We start from the raw sequence: 23,582 nt of genomic DNA, 5'->3' as shown, positions 1-23,582 counted from the left end.
ATAGTCGCTGTTTGGGCACTGTTTTGCCCACTATGTGTACATATGAGTAGGAGTGTGAAGTATATGTAAGGAGTGGCCTGAAGTATATGTGCGTATGGAATTATAGTATATGGTGTTCTTTGCAATATAACTTTACTGTTAATAGTGGTTGCTGCTGCACTCGTAAATATCAATTGATCAAACTACATTATTTTAACCTTCTCCTATGATAAAATCTGTACTCTCAACTAATGCACTGCAATGTGCTGCCTATTTCATTCTCTTTTTCACGCTTTCGCCACAAGCTTTAAGACAGCATATGGCAAGATCAAGTAAGTCCTTTATAGTCCTTAATCCTTGTCTGAAGAATCTACTATTACTTTTATCGCATATTTCTTTCACTTTATCAACTTGTAGGAGATCCTTCCTGCAAGCATTGAACTGTGTTAGTCAGCAACTGTATAATATTTTTATTAAATGCAAATCCGGTAATATTGATTCAGCTAATGTGCAGGGCAACCCATCACTTGGTTCACTACCTGTTCCAATTTATTTGCGTTTATCAGAATATGACCTTAAAGTTAGAAGAGCGGCATCTGATTAAAATATTTGTGATTAAATGTGAATGTCGATATCGAATCTGACATCTGCTAAGTAACATTTCGAAAAGCATATTCCCTTCATATTTCTAATTAAACGTTCTTATGATCAGTTTAAAACTTACCTCCAAAAAATCTACATTCGTTGATGCTTTCCTGGGCATCATCTTGTTTTTTACCTTATTCCTTATCGGCAATAATGCTTTTAGCCAAACCAACCTGGCATTGGGAAAGGTAGTCACCTCATCCAGTAATCCAAACGCGGCCACAGCGCCTAACAGTAATTTGGTGGATGGTGATTTTACCACCGAAGCTGCGACAGGCAATACGCAAACCGGCCAAAATTCAGAATGGTTTTTGGTGGATCTGGGTGCAGATTATTTTATACAAAATGTAACCATTGGGGAGGATGTTACAAATCCGGTTGCGAGTAAAAGGTTTATGATCATTTCCTGGCCAAGTAGCGCAGGCCCTCCTGGTGGATTAGGCATCATCGCCCAAAATTATTTAAGAGGAAATGCTGACATCTCTTTGTATAACAGATTGCTTTATCAAGCGGGTAAATTAAATGCTAATGTAAATGCAGGTATCGGCAATGACCCCACTTACCTGGGCCCGAATTTCACTAACAACAGGTTTTCTTTTGATTTCGGATTGCATAAAGCAAGGTATGTCATGGTACTTAACTTGCAGCGCTCTACCTTTAATTTGTCAGAACTTCAGGTATTTCAAACACAAAGTGCTCCCGTAAGACAATTTACAAATGGTGGTTTTGAGTTGCAAACAGGTGGCGCCCTAGTCTATACACCCGAAGGAACCATGGCGGGATGGAGTGCTACTGAAGCCATAGGAAATACAGATCAAAGTCAACCTGTAAATGGAGGTTTTATAGAAATTTGGCAAAGTGGTTTTAATGGGGTTACTGCACATTCAGGAAGTCGTTTTGCTGAATTGAATGCCTACACGGCCGGGATGCTTGAGCAACAGCCAATATGTGTGTTGCCAGGTGAAACTTTTACCTGGTCTTTCGCACATCGCGGCAGGACCGGAATAGACGTTATGCGCTTGCGGATTAACGACGTAGATGTAGGAGAATTTACAGATAATAATGCAGTGGCTGGACCACATACTGGAGTGATTTTACCTGCAGGAACTTCTACCAGATTAACAACGGCCAGCCCTGCTACAGCGGATGCTAATGGTTGGACAGTTTGGAGAGGAACCTGGCAAAATACTACCGGAACAAGTCAGTCTGTTGCTTTTGGCTTTAGAGCTGTTTCTTCAGACGGTTCTACCTCAAATACCGGCGTTGGGAATTTTCTGGATGATGTAACCCTTCTTTCTTTATCTCCACTTCTTTCTTTAACTGGAGGGGGAACAGCCTCAGGACCAGAATATGTGAGTACAGCGAACCTTCCTAAGTTAAGAATTGCAGGAAATATACCTGCCAATTCTTCTGTTAACCTGAATATCACTGGTGGTACGGCTACCAGGGGCGTGGATTACGCTACACCAACTGCGCTTACCGGTGTGATCAATATCCCGATACCTGCAGGAAATTATGATGGTACAGATGCAACAGCTTTAAGCTTAGCATCCTATATAAAAATTTTACAAGATGATGTGAGTCCTGAGCCTAATGAGACTATCATTGGGAATCTGGAAGGTGCTACCGGGACCATGCTAATTGCAGATCCTAATGCCTGTACGGTTTCGCCAACAGCAGGAAATTTCAACTATACCATTATTGATACTCCACCCATAACTATTGCAATTGCGCCAAGTAATGTTACCTGTTTTGGTCAGAACAATGGACAAGCGGTTGCCACTGTAACTGGGGGGAGTGGGAGTTATAGATACTCCTGGAGCACTACACCGATACAAACGACCAGTACGGCCACGGGGCTTGCTCCGGGAACTTATACTTTGACGGTGACCGATCAAAATTCTCCGGAAGTACGGTCGGCTATAGTAACTATAACCCAGCCAACAGCACTGGCTTCCACCTTTACCACTACACCAGCTTCTGCACCTAACCAACATGATGGGGCTGTAGACTTAACAGTAACTGGTGGTACTGCTCCTTACGCTTATGCATGGTCAAACAGTACGACTACTGAGGATCTCACTAATGTAGCAGCAGGCACCTATACCTATACGGTAACGGATGCAAATGGCTGTAATATTAGCGGTACTGTAAGCGTAAAATCCAGACCTGCTGCTACTGCGGTTACTGATCCAACGATAATTTCGAATCAGTCGACCGGTACCACTATCCCCGCCTTAGCGGGTACCGATCAGGATGGTACCATAGCCAGTTACACCATCACCACTTTGCCACCTGCATCACAGGGTGTTTTAAAACTTGCAGATGGCACAGTAGTGACAGCTAATACGGTGTTAACCCCAGCTCAGGCTTCATCACTGGTATTTGTACCAAGCTCAAGCTATTATGGTCCTGTCACTTTTAATTACAACGTGACAGATAATGATGGCCTAACCAGTAACACACCTGCAGTTTACACCCTTAAGCTGGGCTCACCTCCTATAGCCAACAATGTAAATTATACCACACCAATATCCAACCAGGCAACAGCTACTACCATCCCTGGTTTGAGTGCTACAGATGTTGATGGTACGATTGCCAGTTATACCATTAGTACGCTGCCAACAGCTGCGGAAGGTATACTGAGGCTCGCTAACGGTTCTGCGGTGACTGCCGGACAGGTGATCACTCCCGCGCAGGCCGCAGGACTTACCTTTACGGCAACGCCCAATTATACAGGCCCTGCTAGTTTTACCTACACGGCCACAGATAATGATGGCTTTGTAGATAGCACACCAGCTACTTACACTTTAAGTGTTGTTAGGCCAGTGGCTGATTTAAGCATAGCCAAAACAGCAAGTCCTAAACCGGGTATCCCCGGTCAGGCTTTAACGTATACGCTTACCTTAACCAATAACGGTCCGGGCAGCTTGCTGAGCACAGATATTACCACTATCCAGGATCCACTGCCAACTGGTTTCACTGCTTCCACTTATGCGGTAAATAAAGGTTCTTATACCAGCAGTAATGGTCAATGGACAGGGCTAATGCTCAATACCGGAGAAACCGCAGTACTGACCATTGCAGGAAATATAGCTGCCTCTGCAACCGGTACCCTAAGTAACACTGTTACCATGGTTCCGCCGCCAGGTGCAGCAGATCCTGCAACAAGCAATAACACGGCTACGGACAATACAGATTTAACACCCAAGCCAGTATTAAATATAAGTAAAACAGGACCTTCGAGTCTTAATGCTGGTAATATTGTAACCTATAACCTAATTGTAACCAACAGTGGATCAAGTGATGCTGTTGCAGCCAGCATTAGCGATATAGTACCTAATACGTACAGCAATGTGAGCTGGACAAGCAGTATACAAGGTGCTGCCAGTGTGGGTGCAGGAGCTAGCGGAACAGGAAATAATGTAAACCTTACTGCAAGTATTCCCGCTGGTGCAACTAATAAAGTACTGGTAACCATCACGGCTACACTTAGTGCTGCCGCAACAGGAAATGTAAGTAATACGGCAACTGCCACACCTGCCGAACCCGCAGGAACATCTTCTACGGCTACACATACGTCCAGCATTACCAGTAGCCCAGGGATAACTATAGCTAAGAGTGCTCCGGCCAATTTAGCTGCAGGTAATTCCATTACTTACTCTATTGTAGTGGGGAACAATGGCCCTAGTAACGCCGTAAATACCAGTATTACTGATGCTGTTCCGTCATCGGTTACTAACGTAACCTGGTCGGCCGCCACAGCAGGAAGCTCCACCATTATTGGAGCAAGCAGCGGATCTGGTAATGCAGTGAATTTAACAGCAAATGTGCCTGCGGGTGCCAGTAATAAAGTAACGGTCACCATAACAGGTATAGTAAGCAGCACCTTTACCGGGCAGCTGACCAATACTGTGGTTGCTACCCCTTCAGAGTCGGGCGCCACTCCGGCCCAATCTGCAGCCAATACAGCGGTGACGGCTACGCCTGATTTTACCTTTTCAAAATCAGGACCAAACAGCCTGCTTGCGGGAAGTAATATCAGCTACACCCTTATAGGAATCAACAATGGCCCATCCAGCAGCAGCGCTACTGTGATCACTGATAATGTGCCCTCACAAGTGTCTAATGTAAGCTGGACAGCCTCGATAACCTCCGGTACCGGTACCATTACCGCTGGGGGCAGCGGAACAGGTAATGCAATCAGCGTAACCAGCAACCTTTCTCCCGGTGCAAAAATATCAGTTATAGTAAACGGAGTAGTGGCTGCAGGTTATTCAGGAAGCTTAGTCAATACAGCAACATTAACTCCGTCAGAACCTAACGTACCAGCAAAACCGGCTTCGGTCACCACCGCGGTTACCCGTGTTCCAGTATTATCTATTCAGAAATCAGGTCCGGCTTCCCTCAATGCAGGAGAGCAGATTACCTATACCCTCATCGCCAAAAACACAAGTACAGCTGATGCCTTAAATGCAATTATTTCGGATGTTTTACCTGCCGGAATATTAAATCCAAGCTGGACCTCTACTACCACAGGTACGGCTACAGTATCAGCGGGTGCATCTGGGAACAACAGTACGGTTAGCGTAACTGGCAACATTCCGGGCGGAACCGGTAATTCGATAGTGATTACAGTTGTTGGAACGGTAGATCCTGCTTCATCCAGTAACCTGGTGAATACAGCATCACTTCAACCCTCAGAGCCCGGGGCAGTTGCCCAAACCAGTAATCCTGTAACCACCACCGTAAACAGAAAACCTTCCGTTACGCTGGCAAAAAGTGGACCGGCAAATGTGGCTGCAGGTCAGCACATCACCTACCAGATTGATGCCATTAATAACGGGCCATCCAATGCAAGCAATTTAACCATTACCGATGCGATACCATCTGGGTTGGTCAATGTAAGCTGGACAGCAACCAGTAGCGGCACTTCCACAATAATCAGCGGTGGTACTGGAACTGGCAATAGCTTAAGTTTAGCAGCGAATTTAAATGCTGGTAATGCCAACAAAATCAGTATAACGGTCAGCGCAGATGTACCGGCAGACCAGGCCCCGAATACCATCACTAACGTGGCTACAGGTACGCCAACGGAACCTGGTATTAATCCGGTCAATTCAAATACGGTGACTACCAATATCACTACACAGAGCAGTCTGTCTGTAGTGAAATCTGGTCCCTCGGCAATGAATGCCGGTGAGCAGGGAACCTATGTGCTGACAGTTACCAACAACGGGCCGAGCAATGCACTTGGAGCACTGATCGCAGATGAGATTCCTGCAGATTTTACTGCTGTAAGCTGGACAACTGCTGTAACAGGTACTGCGGCGGTAACGGCTACTGGCAGCGGAACAGGCAATGCAGTGAGTGTTACTGCAAACATACCTGCAGGTGCTGCCAATAAAGTCACCATCACTATTACCGGAACTTTAAGTGCCGCAAGTACGGCTGCTTCACTTCAGAATGTAGCCAGCGCGACCATACCAGGTGGTGGCTCATCAAATTCCAATACAATGACCACGCAGGTCAAAAAAGAAGCAGACTTGAAGCTTGTAAAATCAGGTCCGCAAAGTCTGGCAGCGGGTCAGCATATCACTTATACCTTAAATCTCAGCAATGCCGGTCCTTCCAATGTGACGGGTGCAATCCTTATAGATAATATTCCTGCGGGGATTTTAAATCCAAGCTGGACCGTGGCGGTACAGGGAGCGGCTACGGCAAGTGTGAGTTCTGGTACGGGCAATGTAAGCTTAACTGCTAACCTCACTGCAACTGCGGCCGATCAGGTAATTGTTACGGTCAGTGGAACAGTTGATCCTACTTATACCGGTGCACAGATCGTAAACAGTGCCAGTGCAACTCCGCCAACAGGAGTAACAGATCCTAGTCCTGCTACATCCACTGTTACTACGCAAATTGCTAAAGAGGCGGATGTAAGGGTCACTAAATCCGGCCCGGGCACAAGAGGTGCAGGGGAAACCATGACCTATACCGTAAGGGTAACAAACGAAGGCTATACCACTGCAGTAAACACACAGATTACAGATAATATCCCTGCTACTATTTTAAATCCTACCTGGACGGTCTTAGCAAGTAGTGGGGCAACAACTCCTACAACTAATGGATCGGGAAATGTGAGTTTGATTGCCAGCATCCCTAAAGGAGGGGTGATTTTTATCACGATCAACGGACAGGTTGATCCGGCTGCGGCCAATGGCAGTAAGATTACCAACTCTGCCTCTGCAACAATAGATCCTTCTATTGTAGATGTAAATGCTGCAGATAACCAATCAAGCATTACCACAACAATTAACAATAACCCAACACTAAGAGTTTCTAAATCCGGCCCGAGTGATGTGAAAGTAGGAGATGAGGTTACTTATACGATTATTGTAGAGAATATGGGCACTTCAGTTGCTACAAATACTACGCTAACGGATAATGTACCAACCGATCTTACTGTTACTTCCTGGTCTGCCACGGTAACTAATGGTATACCTACTACTGCACTATCTGGCACCAGTCAGGATGTAAATATCGTCGCAACTCTTAATCCTGCGGCAAGTCCTCTGCCTGCTGGTAAAATTACGTTAACCATCAATGGAACGGTGAAACCTGAGGCGAGTGCAACCTTTACCAATACCGTACAGGTAGTAGTTCCTTCTTCCAATGAATCGGCCGTTGATGCCGTAACTACCGCTGTAAATACAAGTACAGACCTGTTTGTTGTAAAAACGGGTCCTACAAGTGATACTGCGGGCGGACAGATTTCTTACACCATCAAAGCGGGCAATAACGGGCCGATCAATGTAAATGGTTTGAGCATTAATGATGTAGTGCCATCTACAATACACAATGTGAGCTGGACTGCAACTGCCTCTGGTGCAGCTACCGTTAATAGCGCTGCTACCGGTACTTCTTCTACCATTGCTGTCAATGCCAGCATTGAACCTGGTGATGCTAATTTTATCACCATTGTAGTAACAGGTAAGATCCCTTCTGATGCATCAGCTACTGATATCGAAAATACGGCGACCATTACGCCTCCCGGATCAGTGCAGGACTTTAATAGCAGTAACAACAGTTCTACAGTGAAAACAAGCATTGTAGTAACTCCACAGCTGGTGGTTCAGAAATCCGGTCCGAATGCTGCCGGATCAGGTGAAGCCATTACTTATAATGTAAGAGTAACCAATACAGGACTAAGTGACGCCGTAGGTGTAAATATATCAGACAGGATAGCTACCCAATTAAGCAATGTAACCTGGTCCGCAACCACACAGGGCACAGCTAGGATCATTAGCGGGACCACAGGCACTGGCAATGCGGTTGCTATGTTAGCCAATGTGGCGGCAGGTGCCGGTAATGCAGTGGTAGTGACAATTAGTGGAACAATCAACCCTGATTTTAGAGGGGTGATCAATAATACTGGCCAGGCCGCTATAGGAAATGATACTCCGGTTAATTCACCAACGATCACTACTGAAGTAACGCCGATGGCCAACCTGAGCATCATTAAACATGCGCCAGCAACAGTGATTGCAGGCCAGACGCTTACCTATATCATTCAGGCAGATAATGCTGGTCCGAGTAATCTGCTGAACACAACTATAGCTGATGCAGTACCAGCATTGTTAAGCAATGTAAGGTGGACGGCAACGGGCACGAACGGAGCTAGCTTATTAACCGGTGCATCGGGTACGGGTAACCAAATGAATCTAACTGCTAACTTACCAGCAGGTGGAGGTGTGATAGTTACGATTACCGGATCTGTGCCACCTGATGCTACAGGTACACTGAACAATACGGCTACAGTGACACCGGAGGAAACTGGAATACCACCGGTTACCTCTGATCCGTCAGTTACAACGATTCAAAGCATTCCTAATCTAGGTTTAATAAAAATCGCACCCACAGCGATATCCTCTGGTGAGCAGATCAATTATAGTTTGATCTTAACCAATGACGGACCATCAAATGCCTTAAATACGTCCATTGCCGATATCATCCCAAGCCAGGTGTTAAACCCAACATGGGTAAGCAAGGTGAGTGGCGGTGCGTCGATAGTAAGCGGTGGAACCGGTACTGGAAACACCCTAAATACGGTGGTTAATATCCCGGCAGGTGCACGTGTAGAAATTGATATTACTGGCACTGTTCCACCTACATACAATGGAACACTGGTTAATACTGCTACAGCCACCCCAACAGAAACAGGAGCTGCTACAGTAACATCTTCTACCAGCACCAGGGTAACTCCTAAAGTAAGTATGGTTATTGTCAAATCTGCCCCTTCCCAATCAAATGCAGGAGAGGTGGTTAATTACCAGATTAAGGTAAGAAATGACGGGCCTAGTGATGCTACAAATAGTGTGATCACGGATGTGGTGCCATCAGCTATACAAAATGTAAGCTGGACGGCCACAGTAAGCGGGTCTGCAACGGTGAGTGCAGCCAACGGAAACAGTAATAACATTAGTATCACCTCCAATATACCAGCGTTAACAGGTGAGGTAGTCATTAATATCACAGGCACAATAGACCCATCATATGCTGGCACTATTGTGAATACTGCGGCCGTGACTCCGGCAGAACAAGGTTCTACACCTGCTACAACAAGTGTGACCACCGATGTGAGCAGGGTTCCTTCCCTGCAAGTGGTAAAAACAGGACAGGAAACAGCAAATGCAAGTTCAGCAGTTAATTATGTGATTACAGTTACCAATACTGGTACCGGAGATGCCATTAACACGGTGGTAAGCGATATGGTACCTGCGGGCATAGAAAATGTAAGCTGGACAGTAAGTGCTGCAGGCAGGGCCATTGTAAATGATGGTGCTACAGGGACAGGAAATGCGGTAAGCAGTAATATAACTATTCCTGCGGGTCCAGCCAATATCATCACGGTGAATGTTGCCGGCACGATCAGCGCCACGGCATCAGGCTATATTAACAATACAGCTTTCGCCACACCATCGGAACCGGTGATACAACCTAAAGGCTCCAATCCGGTACAGACGGCCATCAAAGGCTTGGGTACCCCGGATGAAGCACGCACCTTGACAGGTACCCCAGTTAATATTCCCGTAAAAACTAATGATCCAAATTCAACTAACGAGACTGTAGTTGCGGGTACTTCTCCTTCCAGTGGTTCACTAATCGTTAATGGTGACGGATCCATTACCTATACGCCAGCTCCTGGCTTCACCGGTGTGGATACTTTTACCTATCAGTTACAGAGTCCTGAGGGTATTCTATCTGATCCAATTACGGTGACGGTAACCGTTTATAATGCCATCTTCACCTTAACTAAAACGGCCTTGAATATAGGTACCAAGGCAGGGGATGTGGTGAACTATAACATTGTAGCTACCAATACCGGGCAGTCTGTACTGAATAACATCATCGTTACTGATGCAGGTGCAGATGCTGGCTCGATGACGCCATCCACTATCGCCAGTTTAGCGCTTGGGGAAAGTGCCACTGTTACTGCTAAACATACCTTAACACAGGCTGATGTGGACGCGGGTACCTTTAGTAACCAGGCCGGTGCAGCAGGGAAAGATGAGAACGGCAATGTCATTACCGTAGCCCATTCTGATGATCCAAATAAGCCCGGGCTGACAGATCCAACGGTAGTTACTATTGTTCCTGTTTCTTCTATGACCCTGGTTAAAATAGCAACACAACAAACAGGTAGCAGTATCATTACTTACCGGTTTCTCATCACCAATACAGGAAATGTAACCTTAAGCAATATCCTGGTCACTGATGCCAAGCTAGGCATCACCAATCAGGTAGTTCCAGGTTCACTGGCACCAGGTGCAAGCACCACAGTAACGGCAAACTACACGCCAACACTGGCAGATTTTGATGCAGGTCTGGTGACCAATACGGCAACGGTTAAGGCCAATACCCCGGGTGGGAAAACCATTACGGATGTTTCCGGTACTGGGGCCGATAACAATACGCCAACAGTGATTTCCATTAAACAGCTACCGGCAGTAACGCTGGTGAAAACAGCGGTGGCGGCTGCTGATGGAATGAGTATCAACTACCAGTTTATGGTTAAAAACACTGGTAACGTTACGCTAAGCAGTATTTTACTTTCTGATGCCAGACTGGGGACCAGTAACCAGGTCATCGCCCTGACGCTTGCTCCGGGAGAAACTACATCCATCAGCATAAAGTACAATACCACCGCGGCCGACAGGAGCGCAAATTCGGTCAGCAATACCGCTAATGTATCCGGTAAAAGTACTGGTAGTATCCTGGTGAATGACATCTCCGGAACGGAAGAAAACAACGATACACCAACAGTGGTCTTGCTCTTCAATGGCGAAGTTTTATCTCCACCTAACTTATTTACTCCAAATGGTGACGGCACCAATGACCTCTTTGAAATTAGAGGGCTGAACCAATACCAGCAGAATGAACTGGTTATCGTTAACCGTTGGGGAAATGAAGTGTACAAGATGAAAAACTACCAGAACAACTGGGATGGTAACGGACTGAATGAAGGAACATACTACTATTTGTTGAGAGTCAAAAAAGACGCTTCAACCGACTGGAAAACACTGAAAGGCTATGTTACCCTGATGAGAAAAAATTAATTGAACTGTAAAAAACGATCAAGATGAAAAAGCGCTTATTCACCCTAGCTGTACTGTTAACCATCATGTGCCAAATCGCCTACGGGCAGCAGGACGCACAGTACAGTCAGTACATTTTCAATGGTATTTACATCAATCCTGCTTATGCAGGTTATAAAGAAGTGCTGAACCTGCATAGTTATTACCGAAACCAATGGACAGGGGTAAAAGGAGCCCCTAAAACAATGAACCTTGCGGTAGACGCAATTGCCAATGACGGGAATGTGGGCCTGGCGTTTCAGGTAGTGAACGACCAGCTTGGGGCTCAAAGTAATACTTCGGCCTATGCCAGTTATGCCTATAGAATACGTTTCAATGCAGACGGAAGTTCCAGACTTGCCTTCGGGGTGAGTCTGGGGATTGCCCAGTTTGGCCTGGATGCGACCAAGTTAAACCCTAATGATCCCGAACCCAACATCACCAACACCGACAATAACATACTGCTGCCTGATGCAAGGGTGGGGGCTTTCTTCTCCAATAACCAGTTCTTTGTGGGTTTATCAGCTGATAACTTACTGGCCTCTCAATCCAGTGATAACCGTTTTACGGGGATCCCAAAACCAGCCATACATAGCTACCTGACTGCAGGTATGCTCGTGCCGTTGAGCGAGGGAATCCAGCTGAAGCCTTCATTCCTAGTGAAGGAGGATTTTAAAGGCCCTACAAATTTAGATCTGAATGCCTTTATCTTATTTGGCGAAAAATTATGGCTGGGTGCTACTTACAGAAGCGGGATCAAGCTTTGGAAAAAGAGTAACCTGCAGGATGATTTGAGTAACTCGGATGCAGTAGTAGCCACCTTTCAGGTTTTTCCAACCAGCAACCTTCGTATTGGGTATGCCTACGATTTTTCTGTAGGTCCATTGAAAGGAAACTCTGGCGGGAGTCATGAAATTTCTATCGGATACATGTTCAACAGAAGAAATGCAAGAATGGTTTCGCCAAGATATTTTTAACCTTTGCCCCTTATAATAAGACTTTTATCTATCAATTAACAAAAAAATATATCACAAGCTTAATCATTCAGTCATGAAGAAAAGTTTACTATGCCTCATCCTATTCTCTCTGCTTATACTGTTTCATCACAGTGCAAAAGCACAGTACATTTTAAAAGCAGCTGATCAGCAATATGAATTGTTTAATTACAGCAAGGCCATAGATCTTTATGAGCAGGCCTATAGGAAAAAACCTACCCTGCGGACGGCAGAGCGCTTAGCAGAAGCAAATCAATTGACAGAAGATTATATTCAGGCAGAAAGCTGGTATGCACTTGTTGTGACCCTGCCGGGCAGCAAGTTGGAGAACATCTTAAGTTATGGCAAAACATTGCAGCAGAACTCAAAATATAGTGAGGCAAAAGTTCAGTACCTGAGCTATTTTGATCAGAAAAAAGATGCTCCACAGGAGTTGAGATCCAGGATGATCGCTTCCTGCGATTCTGCGCTTTCCTGGATGAAACATCCAAAACCGTTTCAGCTGAATAATCTGAATAGGATAAACAGTGCGCAGTCGGATTGGGGGAGTTTCCCTTATCAAAATGGAATTGTTTTTACATCAGACAGGGCAACAAGAGTTAGTAAAACCCATACCATAAGACCGTTTTTAAAATTTGATGGTGCCCGGTTGCCCAGTAAAAAAATATATGGATGGACAGGGAACAGCTACCTGAAGCTTTATATGAAAATAGGAGTGGATAGTGTTAAACTGTTTCCTTTACCAGTGAAAACAGGCTATCATATTGGTCCTGCCAGCTTTACCGCTGATGGGAAAACAATATACTACACTCTGACTAAAATTCCAGAACGGCTTAAAGGGAAGTTAACGACTATTTATCTGGAAATTTACAGCAGTACAAAAGATTCTACAGGGAATTGGACAAAACCAGTCGCATTCGCTTATAATAAACCAGGTGTTTATTCTGTGGGTGATCCTTATATTTCCCCTGATGGAAAGAAATTATATTTTGTATCAGATATGCCAGGCGGAATGGGCGGAATAGATATTTATACTATACAAAAGGACGAACAGGGGGTATGGGGTATGGCCGCTAACCTAAAAGAGGTAAACTCCGCAGGCAATGAAAGAAGTCCTTATCCTGGGCAGAAGAACCACTTTTATTTTGCTTCCGATGGACGAGTGGGGATGGGTGGACTGGATATTTATCAGTACACAGCAAATTCGGTAAACCCTATTCAGAATATGGGTTATCCTATCAATTCTCCACAGGATGATTTTGCCTTCAATGTGGTCGGAACAAAGGGTCTGGCTTATCTTTCTTCTAATAGATATGGTGGATTGGGAAGCGATGATATTTATGCGATGAACGAACAAAGGGTTTTTGCCTTTAAACTGGTTGGAACAGTCTTTAACAGCAAGACCGATAAGCCTGTGGGCAATGCAATGGTGACGCTTCAAAAATTGGATGGTACTGCAAAAAGGATAGAGACGGATGCCTCAGGACGTTATAGTTTTGACCTGGAACAAGAAATGGATTACGGGCTGACTGGTGAAAAAACAAATTATAGATCTTATACGGCCACGGTTAGTACTAAAAGCTTACGAGATTCCGCTACGCTTAAAAGAGATTTGTTTATTGACCTTATAGAAATCGACAAAGCGATCCGCCTGGAGAATATTTATTATAATTTTGATAAATGGAATATTCGTCCGGACGCTGCGGTAGAACTGGATAAACTGGTTACGGTTATGAAGGAAAATCCGGGTATCTGGATCGAATTGGGCTCCCATACCGATAGTCGTGGTAAAGTGGTGTATAACCAATGGTTATCTCAGAAAAGAGCGCAATCTGCTGTTGATTACATCATTCAAAGAGGAATCAGCAAAAACAGAATCATAGCTAAAGGTTATGGAGAGTCACAATTATTGAACAAATGTTCCGATGGGGTGAATTGTACAGAATCACAACATCAAATGAATAGAAGAACAGAGTTTAAAATCACCAAAAAATAAGTTAATTAACAATAGAAATAGGTAGCAAAAATAAGACTCCACTTTAAAAACTAAGGGCTGCCAATTGTGCTTGCCCTTAGTTTTCTTCTTTTAAATTTACTCACTAGTTTTTAGGATTAATCAATAAAAGCAGATCAATCAGGTTACCTATAATCATATCCGGATGAGCTGATTCCAGCTGAGTTGCCGTATGTGCACCTGTAGTTATACCGATACTCAGGGAACATCCTGCATTCTGCCCCTCTTCAATATCAATAATTGAATCACCAACCTTCACTACTTCTGCGCTATCTGTAATATTGAAACGTTTCATGGCAAAGTGGATCATTGCTGGATCAGGGCGGTTAAGTGATACATCCGATGCTGTTACCAAACCATCAAAATCAACTCCTTCTTTCCATCCTAATTTGTCAATAATAGATTGTGCAGTTGCCCTGTCATAACCTGTATTCAACACTGTTAAAATTTCTCTTTCTTTCAATGCTGTAAAAAGTTCAATTGCGTTGGGCTGTGGCAGAATATCTTCAATGGCGTAAGCAGCTGTAAGCTGAGTGATAAAATTACCGTAGATCTGTTGCGTCAATTCTTCATCCTCAATGTTTCCATAGGTTTTTAAAACAGAACGGATCGCTTGTTTTTTCTCTTTACCAGCACCTTCTGCAAGTACTTCGTCCAGACTAAAATTATGTCCGGCTTCATTTATTGCATTCCTGAGCGTTTTATAGACTACATTATTTTCATTGACAGTAGTTCCGGCCATATCAAATACGACCATTTTTAGTTGTTTCTCCATTGTATGTGATTGAGTTAATATATTAATTTTTTAACAGATTTGGATACCTACCCGAACCGGTTTCTCTTCATTTGCAAACCTGAAAGCCTCTTCCTCATCAGCAAGCTGATATTCTTTTTCAATCAGTTGATCAAATGGATATTTCATATGGTTTTTCTCAATAAAGGCTGTAGCCTTGATGAAGTCCTCATAATTGTAGTTGTGCAGCCCTTTTATTTCCAAAATCTTACGCACTATTTTTTGCGCATCTACAGGTACTGAACTTGCAGGGAACACAGCGCCTATCCAAATAGCAGTGCCACCTAGAGCGAGTGAGTCAATACCGGTTTTCATCGCCGGCGGACTTCCCGTCATATCAAAAACCATATCTACTTCGGGCCAGGGTAATTCACCACTTGTATCTTCGGGGAAAATGTAAGTTTCATTGGCTCCGAATGTTGGCCCCCAATGCAAGCGCGATGATTCTGTGTCAATTAATCCGATCCATTCTGCTCCGGCCTCTTTGCACATGGCAACATAGGAAATACCCAATAATCCCGCGCCAAATACCAGCACTTTTTCCCTTTTATGTTTCCAGCTACCCTCAATGCGCCCATTACGGTTGAATGTGCACAACTGATTGTTGCTGCAACTTTTAAAGAGATATCGTTTGATATTTTAAGGAAAGCCATATTGGGTTTCAAGAGACAATAATCGGCCATACCGCCGCTAAAAATATCACTTTCAGTAGCTAACGCATGCCCGTATTTAAACAGCTGCCCGCTCTTTTGCGGCATATCTGCTCTCGGTGCTGCCACATCAGTCGGCACAGCAAAAATTAACCATACAATTGTGTCTCCAATTTGTACCGTCTCCCCATTTAAATCCTTTAAGGGTTGCTGAGGATCAAACCACAATACTTCACCAACAATTTCGTGGCCAAGCACTACAGGTTCTGGCTCTGTGCGATGACCACAATAGGTGTGGATATCACTGCCGCAGAGTGTGTATAACAATTTCTGACCAGTACTTCCTCTGATCTGAGTAATGGCACCTCACGGCTAATCATTTCAAAGGGCTTTCCGTGCCCCTTAAACAGCACAGCCCGGCCTGGCGAAATCTTTGTCAACTTGTTGTGCAGTGTTTTTTTATTTCGCGTTACAGTGGGACATTGATGTTATTCCATTGATGTAGCCTAGGCTATAACGGTGGGTATAATTTTGAATGAAATTGTGACAAATTCATTGAAATATGCGTTTCCAAATAATGAAATTGGAACAATCCACGTACTTGTTAAACGAATTGCAAACTTTATATAGATGCAGGTCAGCGATAATGGAGCAGGTTTGCCCGCAAATCTCAGTTTAGCAAGTACACCTAAATTAGGAATCACACTTTTAAAGGGACTTAGAGCACAGCTAAAAAGTACATTTTCTATCGAAATTATAATGGATTAACTATTACATTAAAATTCCCCAATGAAGTTGCCGTCATTAAGGTACAGCTATCAATGCATCAAAAATCGCTGTATAGTGAGATTGGATTTGTTTTTTCTATGACATAATAGTTTACGACTATAATAACTAATTTTTGCTCAGGCTTTCTCTTCAACAAATCCATTTTACAACCAATTCCAGCAATGGCTTATTACCGAAAAACGGTGATTTAATCATAAATTTCATTGAATATACTAATAAAAGTATAATATCTAAACTTGATGGAAGTTCCAGTTATAGATTTTACTCTGGTTAAAAATTCGGGTGCTAACAAAAATGTTGCCCTAATTTTTCTTTAAAATTGTCATATGAAAAGTTCTTTTTTAATGCTCCAAGACTGTAATTGTTTTCATCATTGCACTTTTTGGTGTAACCCTTGTCACTTTTTTTTCACTTTTAATTTCTTTCGATTAGCGGTATGAATGTCCGAGATAATTATCAGAATGATATCAAATCACTTTTAGAAGCAATCGATAACTTTGTGAATTCAGAAGCAATCTTCATCGGCCTGAAGGTTAAATGTAAAAACTGCGGATCGAATCTTTGGTATCCACTGAAAGAACTTAATCACCAGACGACTTGCCGGGGATGTTCTTTTGGAATCACACCGGAGGCAGAAAGTCCATTCTATTATAAAGTTAACGACACTATACTCAATAATTTGATGAGTGATCCAATAAGGCGGAAAAAGGCTTATGGAGGAAATTACGCAGTTTTGAAAGTGCTCGACCAGCTGCGTGACCCGCATCTAGACCAGATGCCTACTGCCTTCGGTTACTGTGCCAGCCTAGACATTTATTTAGATCAGGGGAATTTCCGTCAAACTGATCTCGATATTATTGCAATTCAGGATGGTAAATTGATCGTTGGCGAAGCAAAGATGAGTGCATCGGATTTTGATAACAAACAGATCAAGCAGTTAATATGGATAGGAAATGAGATCCGGCCTGATGTTGTTCTGCTCGCTTATAAAGATGGTAACTTAAATGAGCAAGTCCTTGATCAAATCCGTCAAGGAATTATCCACTCGCATATAGAAGTACGTGAAATGAGAGTGTCTAACTCACAATTTCAATTTGGTGCACTGCTAGGCCATAGTTAAGAGATACTTTATCGTAATAGAAACAATAAAAGGATAGTTTATTAAGTTATGTAGTTTATCAAACAAAAGGAATGTTATGGTTATTCTTCATGATGTCATGCTGTGTTAATCAGTTTGTATCATTGATATAAGTCAACTTTTATCCAATGTGATGTTTGTTGTGAATAAAATCAATGTGTATTGTGAAAAATTTCAATGTGTAGTGATGATCAACTTTTTTTAATAGGTCGAAACCATCTAATTTTGATGAATACATTGCTAATTAGAATCAAAAGCACTTTTTTAAATTCTTAAATGTGTAACTTGTAATGGAGCAAAGTTCAAGAACGTAGACTTTAGCTGCGACAAGTTGTTTGACACGTATTGACCTGCGATTAGATGAAAACCATACTGGTTACAAATACGTCACAGAGAGATTTTAAAGAAGTTGTAATCATCTGTAATTTAGACGATTATGTATGAAAATATAGCCTTGATCATCTGACTGTTAATCAGAGGGTCGCTGGTTCGAGCCCAGCAGAGGGAGCCAAGATTTTCAAGACCGAAAGTCACTTAAAAACCCCACTTCTAACGATAGAAATGGGGTTTTCAATTTTCAAAATAGGAAATTCTCCTAAATCGGACAGATATCAATTACCGTTTTTTAACAAGTTTTACATTAGAAAATGCAAAGTTTGTTATGAGCAAGTGATCGACTTGAGGTATTCTTTTTAATAAGTGTAATCGTGCGTAAAGTCGCTAGTTTTGGTAACCTGTACGTTCTCAATATTATTTTTCACTTCACCATTGATCTCTGCTTTATAGCTAATTGTATAAGGTGCATCACCTGGGCTAAGGCATTGTACACCTACACTAATGGTTTGTAAAGGTATTACCGATTCAATAACATATGTTTTTGTATTGCCACTAAAATCGTTCTGTCCAAGGGTAACAGCCTGCTCATTACTCTGGGTAAGGTTGTTTATTTTCCAAACCGTAGAATTTGATATATCTGTTCCTATGCCAGCCATCACAAAAGAGACATAGGAGGATTGAGAAGCTCCGGTAACAGTTATAGTAAATTTGGCATTTTTTCCCTTGGTTGTCTGTGGGGTACCTCCGTCGTCGTTCTTTTTGCTGCATGATGATAAGATTGTAAAAAGAGCGATACAGATGATTGCGACTGATTTTTTTTTAAAAAAAGATGTTTTCATAGTGTTTTAAATGAATTGAAATTATAGATTAAATAAATATATATGGATATGTTATTTTGGATTTACTAATTGGTTTTAAGCTGATCAATTTCAATTTTTATAGAAGGATGATTGGTGTAACTGGAATTTTGAGAAGCAGTGCTTCCATCCTAACTGTTTACTGATGGCAAAGCTATTTCTTGTCTAAACGAAATGAAATACCTTTATTTTATTGTTTTTTTCTCCTGATTTTTAGGTATTTTTATAACTAACAGAAAATAAATTATACATTATTTGATTTTTAGGCAGATATTTAAAGTTGATTAGACCTGCAGATGGCTTAAATGCCTGTATAGGTTAAGATGCCGATACCTGATGAAAATAATATACCTGCTACTACTTTCTTTGCTACTTCATATAACGGCTTTCCCTCAACAGCAGATTCCGCTTAACGAGAGGAAATACGTAGATAGTTTAGAGACTATTCTCAGAAAAAACATCGCTGATAGTTCTAAAGCCAATGCCGACTTCCTTTTGGTTGATTACTGGAAATTTAAAGACACTATAAAAAGTAAGACTTATCTGTTAAGGGGGAAAAAACTTGCTCAGCATTATCCATACTATAAAGCCTTATCATTCTTTTACGAAGGCCAGTACTATTTCAACATCAATCCTGATAAAGCATCGCTGGCATTTAAAAAAGCGGAAGAGGCACTCGCGCCCTTTACTACTAAGAGAGCATACGGTAACCGTGCTGCGGCCTGGTTTAACTATGCTTTAATGATCAAGGATAAAAAGGGGTATGAATTTATCACAAAAATTACACTTGATAAGGCCATTCCAAATGCCGAGAAAGCGGGGAATATGGTGATGCTGGCCCATTACTACACGCAGCTTTCTACTATTTTCATGAATAATTATCAATTTGCTAAAGCAGCGGTTTATGATCAAAAAGCGATTATATTACTCGACAAAGTAAGTCCGAAATCGGCTACTTTAGTATTTGCGTACCTTAGCGGTGTGGGTATTTACTGCTATGATAATCACCCGGAGAAAGCCCTCCCATTATTAAAAAAAGCCGCAATATTACTGGCTCCTTTCCCCCAATCGGTAAATTATCCCTTATATTATTATAATGAGTCATTATATTATACTACGGTTAAGCAACTAGATAACGCTTTAAAGAGTGCAGGTGAAGGGCTGGTGTTGGCAAAAAAATATCATCAGCAGCAGTTATATGCACAGTTCTTTTTCAGGAAATATGAAATTTTTAGTCAGCAGAAAGCTTACGCAAAAGCAAGACAGACTTTGCTTGATATCATCGCCGAAGGCACACTTACTGCAAATGTTAACGATCGGGCGGAGTTATATGCAGAATTAGCCAAAACAACCGAGCACCTGCAAAAGTATAAAGAGGCCTTCGGTTGGTTAACCAAACAGCGCCAGGTAACTGATAGTATCAACAATAGCCAAACCAAGGTTAAGATAAACGAATTGGAAACCAAGTATAGAGGCTTGAAAAACCAGGAGAAAATAAATGCTTTGCAAGCGCAAAATAAACAGGCTTCTTTAAAGGAGAAATATGAGCGCTGGTACAACTGGATGTTTGGTTTAGGATGCCTCTTTCTATTAGTAATTCTTGTTTTTGTAATCATCAATACGAAGATCAAACATAAGTTTAGTCTTCAAAAAGAAATCAACTATCAGCAGCAGCTAAAAGAGCTGGAACAAAAGCAGCAGCTAAAAGTTGCCAAGGCAATATTGGATGGTGAAGAGCATGAACGAGAACGTATTGCCCGCGATCTGCATGATGGTTTAGGCGGTATGTTGTCTGGAGTGAAAATTGGCTTATCAGGCTGGACAAGTAATAATGCAGAGGTATCTAACGATCAGGGGCTTCACCGCATTATTCATCAGCTGGATAGTTCTGTTAGCGAATTGCGCCGTATTGCCCGTAATATGGTTCCTGAAACTTTATTGAAATTCGGTCTTGAAGTAGCCTTGAAGGACCTTACCGAATTTTATATGCGGGAGGGATTACATATTGAGTTTCAGAGTTTTGATATTGAAAAAAATATTGCGTTAGCTGTGCAGTTACATATTTACCGGATTGTGCAGGAGCTTCTTTCAAATACTATCAAACACGCCAATGCAACTTATATTATGTTGCAATGCAGCCAAAATGGGCATATCTTTTTTATTACCCTTGAAGACGATGGCGTAGGATTTGATGTCTCCGTTTCAGGCAATAAAAAAGGTATGGGGCTTGATAATCTTAAAAACAGGATCGCATTTTTAAAAGGAAAATTTGAAATACAATCAACCCTGAGGGAAGGGACAACCATTAATATTGAACTAAATACAAGTGCTGATGGATAAATTATTGACAGCTATCGTTGATGACCACCCTATTGTAATTGAGGGGTTAAAAACGATGCTGCAAAACGAGGAGAATGTGCAGATTGTTGGCGGGTTTGGCGATGGAGAGAGTATACTTTTTTACATGAAATCCAATCAGGTAGACCTGATCCTGCTTGATGTTACTTTGCCGGATATTAATGGAATGGATCTTTGCCAGATGATCAAAAAAGAATCGCTTAGTACCGTTATATTGATATTAAGCAACCGTACCGAGCGAAGCATTATTATGCAAACAATCCAAAATGGAGCAAGTGGCTATTTACTTAAAAACAGCTCAATAGACGAATTACGTAATTGTATTGCTGAAGTTGCAAAGGGAAATATTTGTTTTTCTAAAGAAGTTATTGATATTATCAGCCGCCCTTCAAAAAATGAGCTTCAAGGAAGACCGCGGCTTACGCGCCGGGAAAAGCAGATCCTTATCCTGATAGCAGAAGGTAAAACTAGCCAAACTATTGCAAATGATCTTTTTTTAAGCCCGCTCACTGTTGATACACACCGCAAAAATCTTATTCAAAAATTTGAAGTTAAAAACATGGCCGAACTAATCAAGGTGGCATACGAACAATTTATCTTATAGCTAAATAAATGCTAATTGTGTGAATATTTCTATTAAAAATTAAATATAAAACTATGAAAAAACTTAAACACCTTATTCTGATACTTCCGCTAATGTGTACGCATTATTTTAGCAAAGCACAATATGTTCAGCCAGAGAAAAAAATCGATACAATTAAGTTGATGCCACAGACAACTTTTGATATTGCCAAAGCAAAAAGTGCACTCGCTCCAGGTAAAGCCACCATAAAAGGTGTTGCCTTTACCAAACCTAAAACAAAATTTGGCTATAATGCTCCATTTGGTCCGCGTATTTATGCTAATAAAATTAAAGTATTATTATTTCCGGTTACCCCTTATCTATTGGAATACCTGGATTTAAGGAAACAGGTTAATTATAAAAAACTAAAGTTTGCTTATATGTCTAATGAAGCCTGGAACATCCATTACTATGCGATCACAAATAGCGAGGGTCAATTTACATTTCCAAATCTGAAGCCGGGTAAGTATTACGTAGAAGGTTTATTAAATTGGACATCAACTGGTTCCTACAATCAGTATACTGGTTCTGGATATGGAAGTTATGGCGGCAGAGTAGACTATTATGATAGAAAATATTATGATGTTGCGCATGCAGACTTGTTAAATACCATTGTGGAAATCAAGGATAATGATGAGGTGTTAGAAATGAAGTTGAAGTAAGTACGAGAACGGAACTCACCATTAAAAATAGGAGTACAAATGAAAGCAACATAGCTTAAAGGAGGTGTTAAATCGTGAGTTCCGTTCTATATTAAATATCTCCTGGATCATATTCTGGTTGATCAGAAACTTAAACAAACAAATATTGAACTTGGCCAAATATCTATTTTATTGTTGCAGTTCAAATAGTAATGTAAGCAATGCTGTAGCGTTTTAGCTAATGCGGTCGTTTAAGAATGAAAACGATAATTATGAAGCAGGATTTATACAAAATATGTTCTATACTGATTATTATAATGGCCGTGGCATCTTTTCTATATGCCTGTAAATATACACTTGAAGATTCCCGATACCACAAAGGCCATCGGTCAAAATCATGGGATAAGAACGCACAGATTATATATGGCAGCCGATGAAAGACAGGTCAGGCAGTATTTTCAACTTTGATATGCATCTGCTTCCTGATGCGGCTTAAACTTTCGGGCGTAATGCCCAGATAAGAGGCAATATAAATCAGCGGAACCCGCTGGGTTAAATGTGGCTGAAGTTTGATCAGTTCCCGGTAACGTTCTTCAGCACTGCTGCTGTGTCTGGAATTTAACCGCTGCTGCAAACCAACATAGGCCCTCTGGTACAATTGACGGAAATATTTTTCCAGAGAAGGGACTTGATGATACAATCTTTCGAGATCCTGGTGCGGTAAAAGCAATACTTCACTGTCTTCAATAGCTTCGATATTAATTGTACCGGGCATTTGTGTGATAAAACTGGAGAGATCTGCAATCCAGTGATCTTCGATAGCAAGCTGTACAACATGTTCACTTCCATCTTTATTAACGGTGAAAGAGCGTAAACATCCTTTCTCCACAAAAAAAATGTACTTGCTGATGTCACCCTCGTTCACCAGGTTTTTCTTTTTCCTGATATAACTTTTAGTAAAAACTTCCTTTATCTTTTGATATTCATCATCAGTGAATTGGGCATGCCTGTTGAAATTACTGAATAATAAAGCTGTCATGTGAAAAAATACTGTTGCTCATAAATGTACAATAAAAAGCCGCATCCTCCGGCCACTCATTGACGAGTGGCCAGCTTTTTGACAGCCAGTAG

12 protein-coding genes are annotated in these 23,582 nt (G+C 41.9%); 7 read left to right on the top strand and 5 right to left on the bottom strand.

Translation table 11 applies throughout. The annotated features are described in order from the left end of the window. Window positions 1–683: 683 nt before the first annotated feature. The 3 genes from GSQ84_RS15715 (at window position 684) to GSQ84_RS28270 (ending at window position 14,249) form a co-directional block, all read left to right on the top strand. A complete protein-coding gene (locus GSQ84_RS15715) occupies window positions 684–11,240 on the top strand; it encodes a gliding motility-associated C-terminal domain-containing protein (protein ID WP_158798239.1) in 10,557 nt (3,518 codons plus the stop codon). Window positions 11,241–11,263: 23 nt separating this feature from the next. Further along, complete coding sequence (locus GSQ84_RS15710; protein WP_158798238.1) at window positions 11,264–12,235, top strand: type IX secretion system membrane protein PorP/SprF; 972 nt, start codon at window positions 11,264–11,266, stop codon at window positions 12,233–12,235. Window positions 12,236–12,308: 73 nt separating this feature from the next. Further along, entirely contained in the window at window positions 12,309–14,249 is a 1,941-nt protein-coding gene (locus tag GSQ84_RS28270) for an OmpA family protein (RefSeq protein WP_158798237.1), read from the top strand. Window positions 14,250–14,352: 103 nt separating this feature from the next. Here GSQ84_RS28270 and GSQ84_RS15700 read toward each other — a convergent pair whose 3' ends face one another. The 3 genes from GSQ84_RS15700 to GSQ84_RS15690 are packed head-to-tail and all read right to left on the bottom strand — an operon-like array spanning window position 14,353 to window position 16,037. Next, complete coding sequence (locus GSQ84_RS15700) at window positions 14,353–15,042, bottom strand: HAD-IA family hydrolase (RefSeq protein WP_216848938.1); 690 nt, start codon at window positions 15,040–15,042, stop codon at window positions 14,353–14,355. A 30-nt stretch (window positions 15,043–15,072) separates the two neighbouring features. Further along, window positions 15,073–15,597 carry a zinc-binding dehydrogenase gene (locus GSQ84_RS15695; RefSeq protein WP_158798236.1) on the bottom strand — a complete coding sequence of 175 codons (525 nt, stop codon included), beginning with the start codon at window positions 15,595–15,597 and terminating at the stop codon, window positions 15,073–15,075. Further along, a complete protein-coding gene (locus GSQ84_RS15690) occupies window positions 15,516–16,037 on the bottom strand; it encodes an alcohol dehydrogenase catalytic domain-containing protein (RefSeq protein ID WP_158798235.1) in 522 nt (173 codons plus the stop codon). The genes GSQ84_RS15695 and GSQ84_RS15690 overlap by 82 nt, the downstream gene beginning before the upstream one ends. An 898-nt stretch (window positions 16,038–16,935) precedes the next feature. On the opposite strand from GSQ84_RS15690, the gene GSQ84_RS15685 reads away from it, so the two are divergent. Beyond that, a complete protein-coding gene (locus GSQ84_RS15685; RefSeq protein ID WP_158798234.1) occupies window positions 16,936–17,619 on the top strand; it encodes a hypothetical protein in 684 nt (227 codons plus the stop codon). Window positions 17,620–18,329: 710 nt separating this feature from the next. On the opposite strand, the gene GSQ84_RS15680 is transcribed toward GSQ84_RS15685, so the two are convergent. Further along, a complete protein-coding gene (locus GSQ84_RS15680; RefSeq protein WP_158798233.1) occupies window positions 18,330–18,812 on the bottom strand; it encodes a hypothetical protein in 483 nt (160 codons plus the stop codon). 354 nt (window positions 18,813–19,166) lie between these two features. On the opposite strand from GSQ84_RS15680, the gene GSQ84_RS15675 reads away from it, so the two are divergent. From GSQ84_RS15675 to GSQ84_RS15665, 3 genes are read left to right on the top strand one after another with little or no spacing between them, the layout of a single operon-like run. Next, complete coding sequence (locus GSQ84_RS15675; RefSeq protein ID WP_158798232.1) at window positions 19,167–21,170, top strand: sensor histidine kinase; 2,004 nt, start codon at window positions 19,167–19,169, stop codon at window positions 21,168–21,170. Further along, on the top strand, window positions 21,163–21,792 hold the full coding sequence (locus GSQ84_RS15670; RefSeq protein WP_158798231.1) for a response regulator transcription factor: 630 nt from the start codon (window positions 21,163–21,165) through the stop codon (window positions 21,790–21,792). Before GSQ84_RS15675 ends, GSQ84_RS15670 begins: the two co-directional genes overlap by 8 nt. 53 nt (window positions 21,793–21,845) lie before the next feature. Continuing rightward, the gene (locus GSQ84_RS15665) at window positions 21,846–22,472 is read left to right on the top strand and encodes a carboxypeptidase-like regulatory domain-containing protein (RefSeq protein ID WP_158798230.1); all 627 of its coding nucleotides are present in this window, start codon (window positions 21,846–21,848) and stop codon (window positions 22,470–22,472) included. A 424-nt stretch (window positions 22,473–22,896) separates the two neighbouring features. Here GSQ84_RS15665 and GSQ84_RS15660 read toward each other — a convergent pair whose 3' ends face one another. Then, a complete protein-coding gene (locus GSQ84_RS15660) occupies window positions 22,897–23,490 on the bottom strand; it encodes a Crp/Fnr family transcriptional regulator (RefSeq protein ID WP_158798229.1) in 594 nt (197 codons plus the stop codon). Between the last annotated feature and the right edge of the window lie 92 nt (window positions 23,491–23,582).

The sequence above is a fragment of the Pedobacter sp. L105 genome, assembly GCF_009765875.1.
GTDB lineage: Bacteria > Bacteroidota > Bacteroidia > Sphingobacteriales > Sphingobacteriaceae > Pedobacter.
The sequence above is the reverse complement of the archived record's forward strand: the minus strand, read 5'-3'. Positions and strand labels throughout refer to the sequence as shown.

Excerpts from the sequence above, each read along its gene's own strand:
- GSQ84_RS15685 (WP_158798234.1), top strand. The coding sequence starts at position 16,936 with ATGAATGTCCGAGATAATTATCAGAATGATATCAAATCACTTTTAGAA.
- GSQ84_RS15710 (WP_158798238.1), top strand. The coding sequence starts at position 11,264 with ATGAAAAAGCGCTTATTCACCCTAGCTGTACTGTTAACCATCATGTGC.
- GSQ84_RS28270 (WP_158798237.1), top strand. The coding sequence starts at position 12,309 with ATGAAGAAAAGTTTACTATGCCTCATCCTATTCTCTCTGCTTATACTG.
- GSQ84_RS15660 (WP_158798229.1), bottom strand. The coding sequence starts at position 23,490 with ATGACAGCTTTATTATTCAGTAATTTCAACAGGCATGCCCAATTCACT.
- GSQ84_RS15665 (WP_158798230.1), top strand. The coding sequence starts at position 21,846 with ATGAAAAAACTTAAACACCTTATTCTGATACTTCCGCTAATGTGTACG.
- GSQ84_RS15675 (WP_158798232.1), top strand. The coding sequence starts at position 19,167 with ATGAAAATAATATACCTGCTACTACTTTCTTTGCTACTTCATATAACG.
- GSQ84_RS15700 (WP_216848938.1), bottom strand. The coding sequence starts at position 15,042 with ATGGAGAAACAACTAAAAATGGTCGTATTTGATATGGCCGGAACTACT.
- GSQ84_RS15670 (WP_158798231.1), top strand. The coding sequence starts at position 21,163 with ATGGATAAATTATTGACAGCTATCGTTGATGACCACCCTATTGTAATT.
- GSQ84_RS15680 (WP_158798233.1), bottom strand. The coding sequence starts at position 18,812 with ATGAAAACATCTTTTTTTAAAAAAAAATCAGTCGCAATCATCTGTATC.
- GSQ84_RS15715 (WP_158798239.1), top strand. The coding sequence starts at position 684 with ATGATCAGTTTAAAACTTACCTCCAAAAAATCTACATTCGTTGATGCT.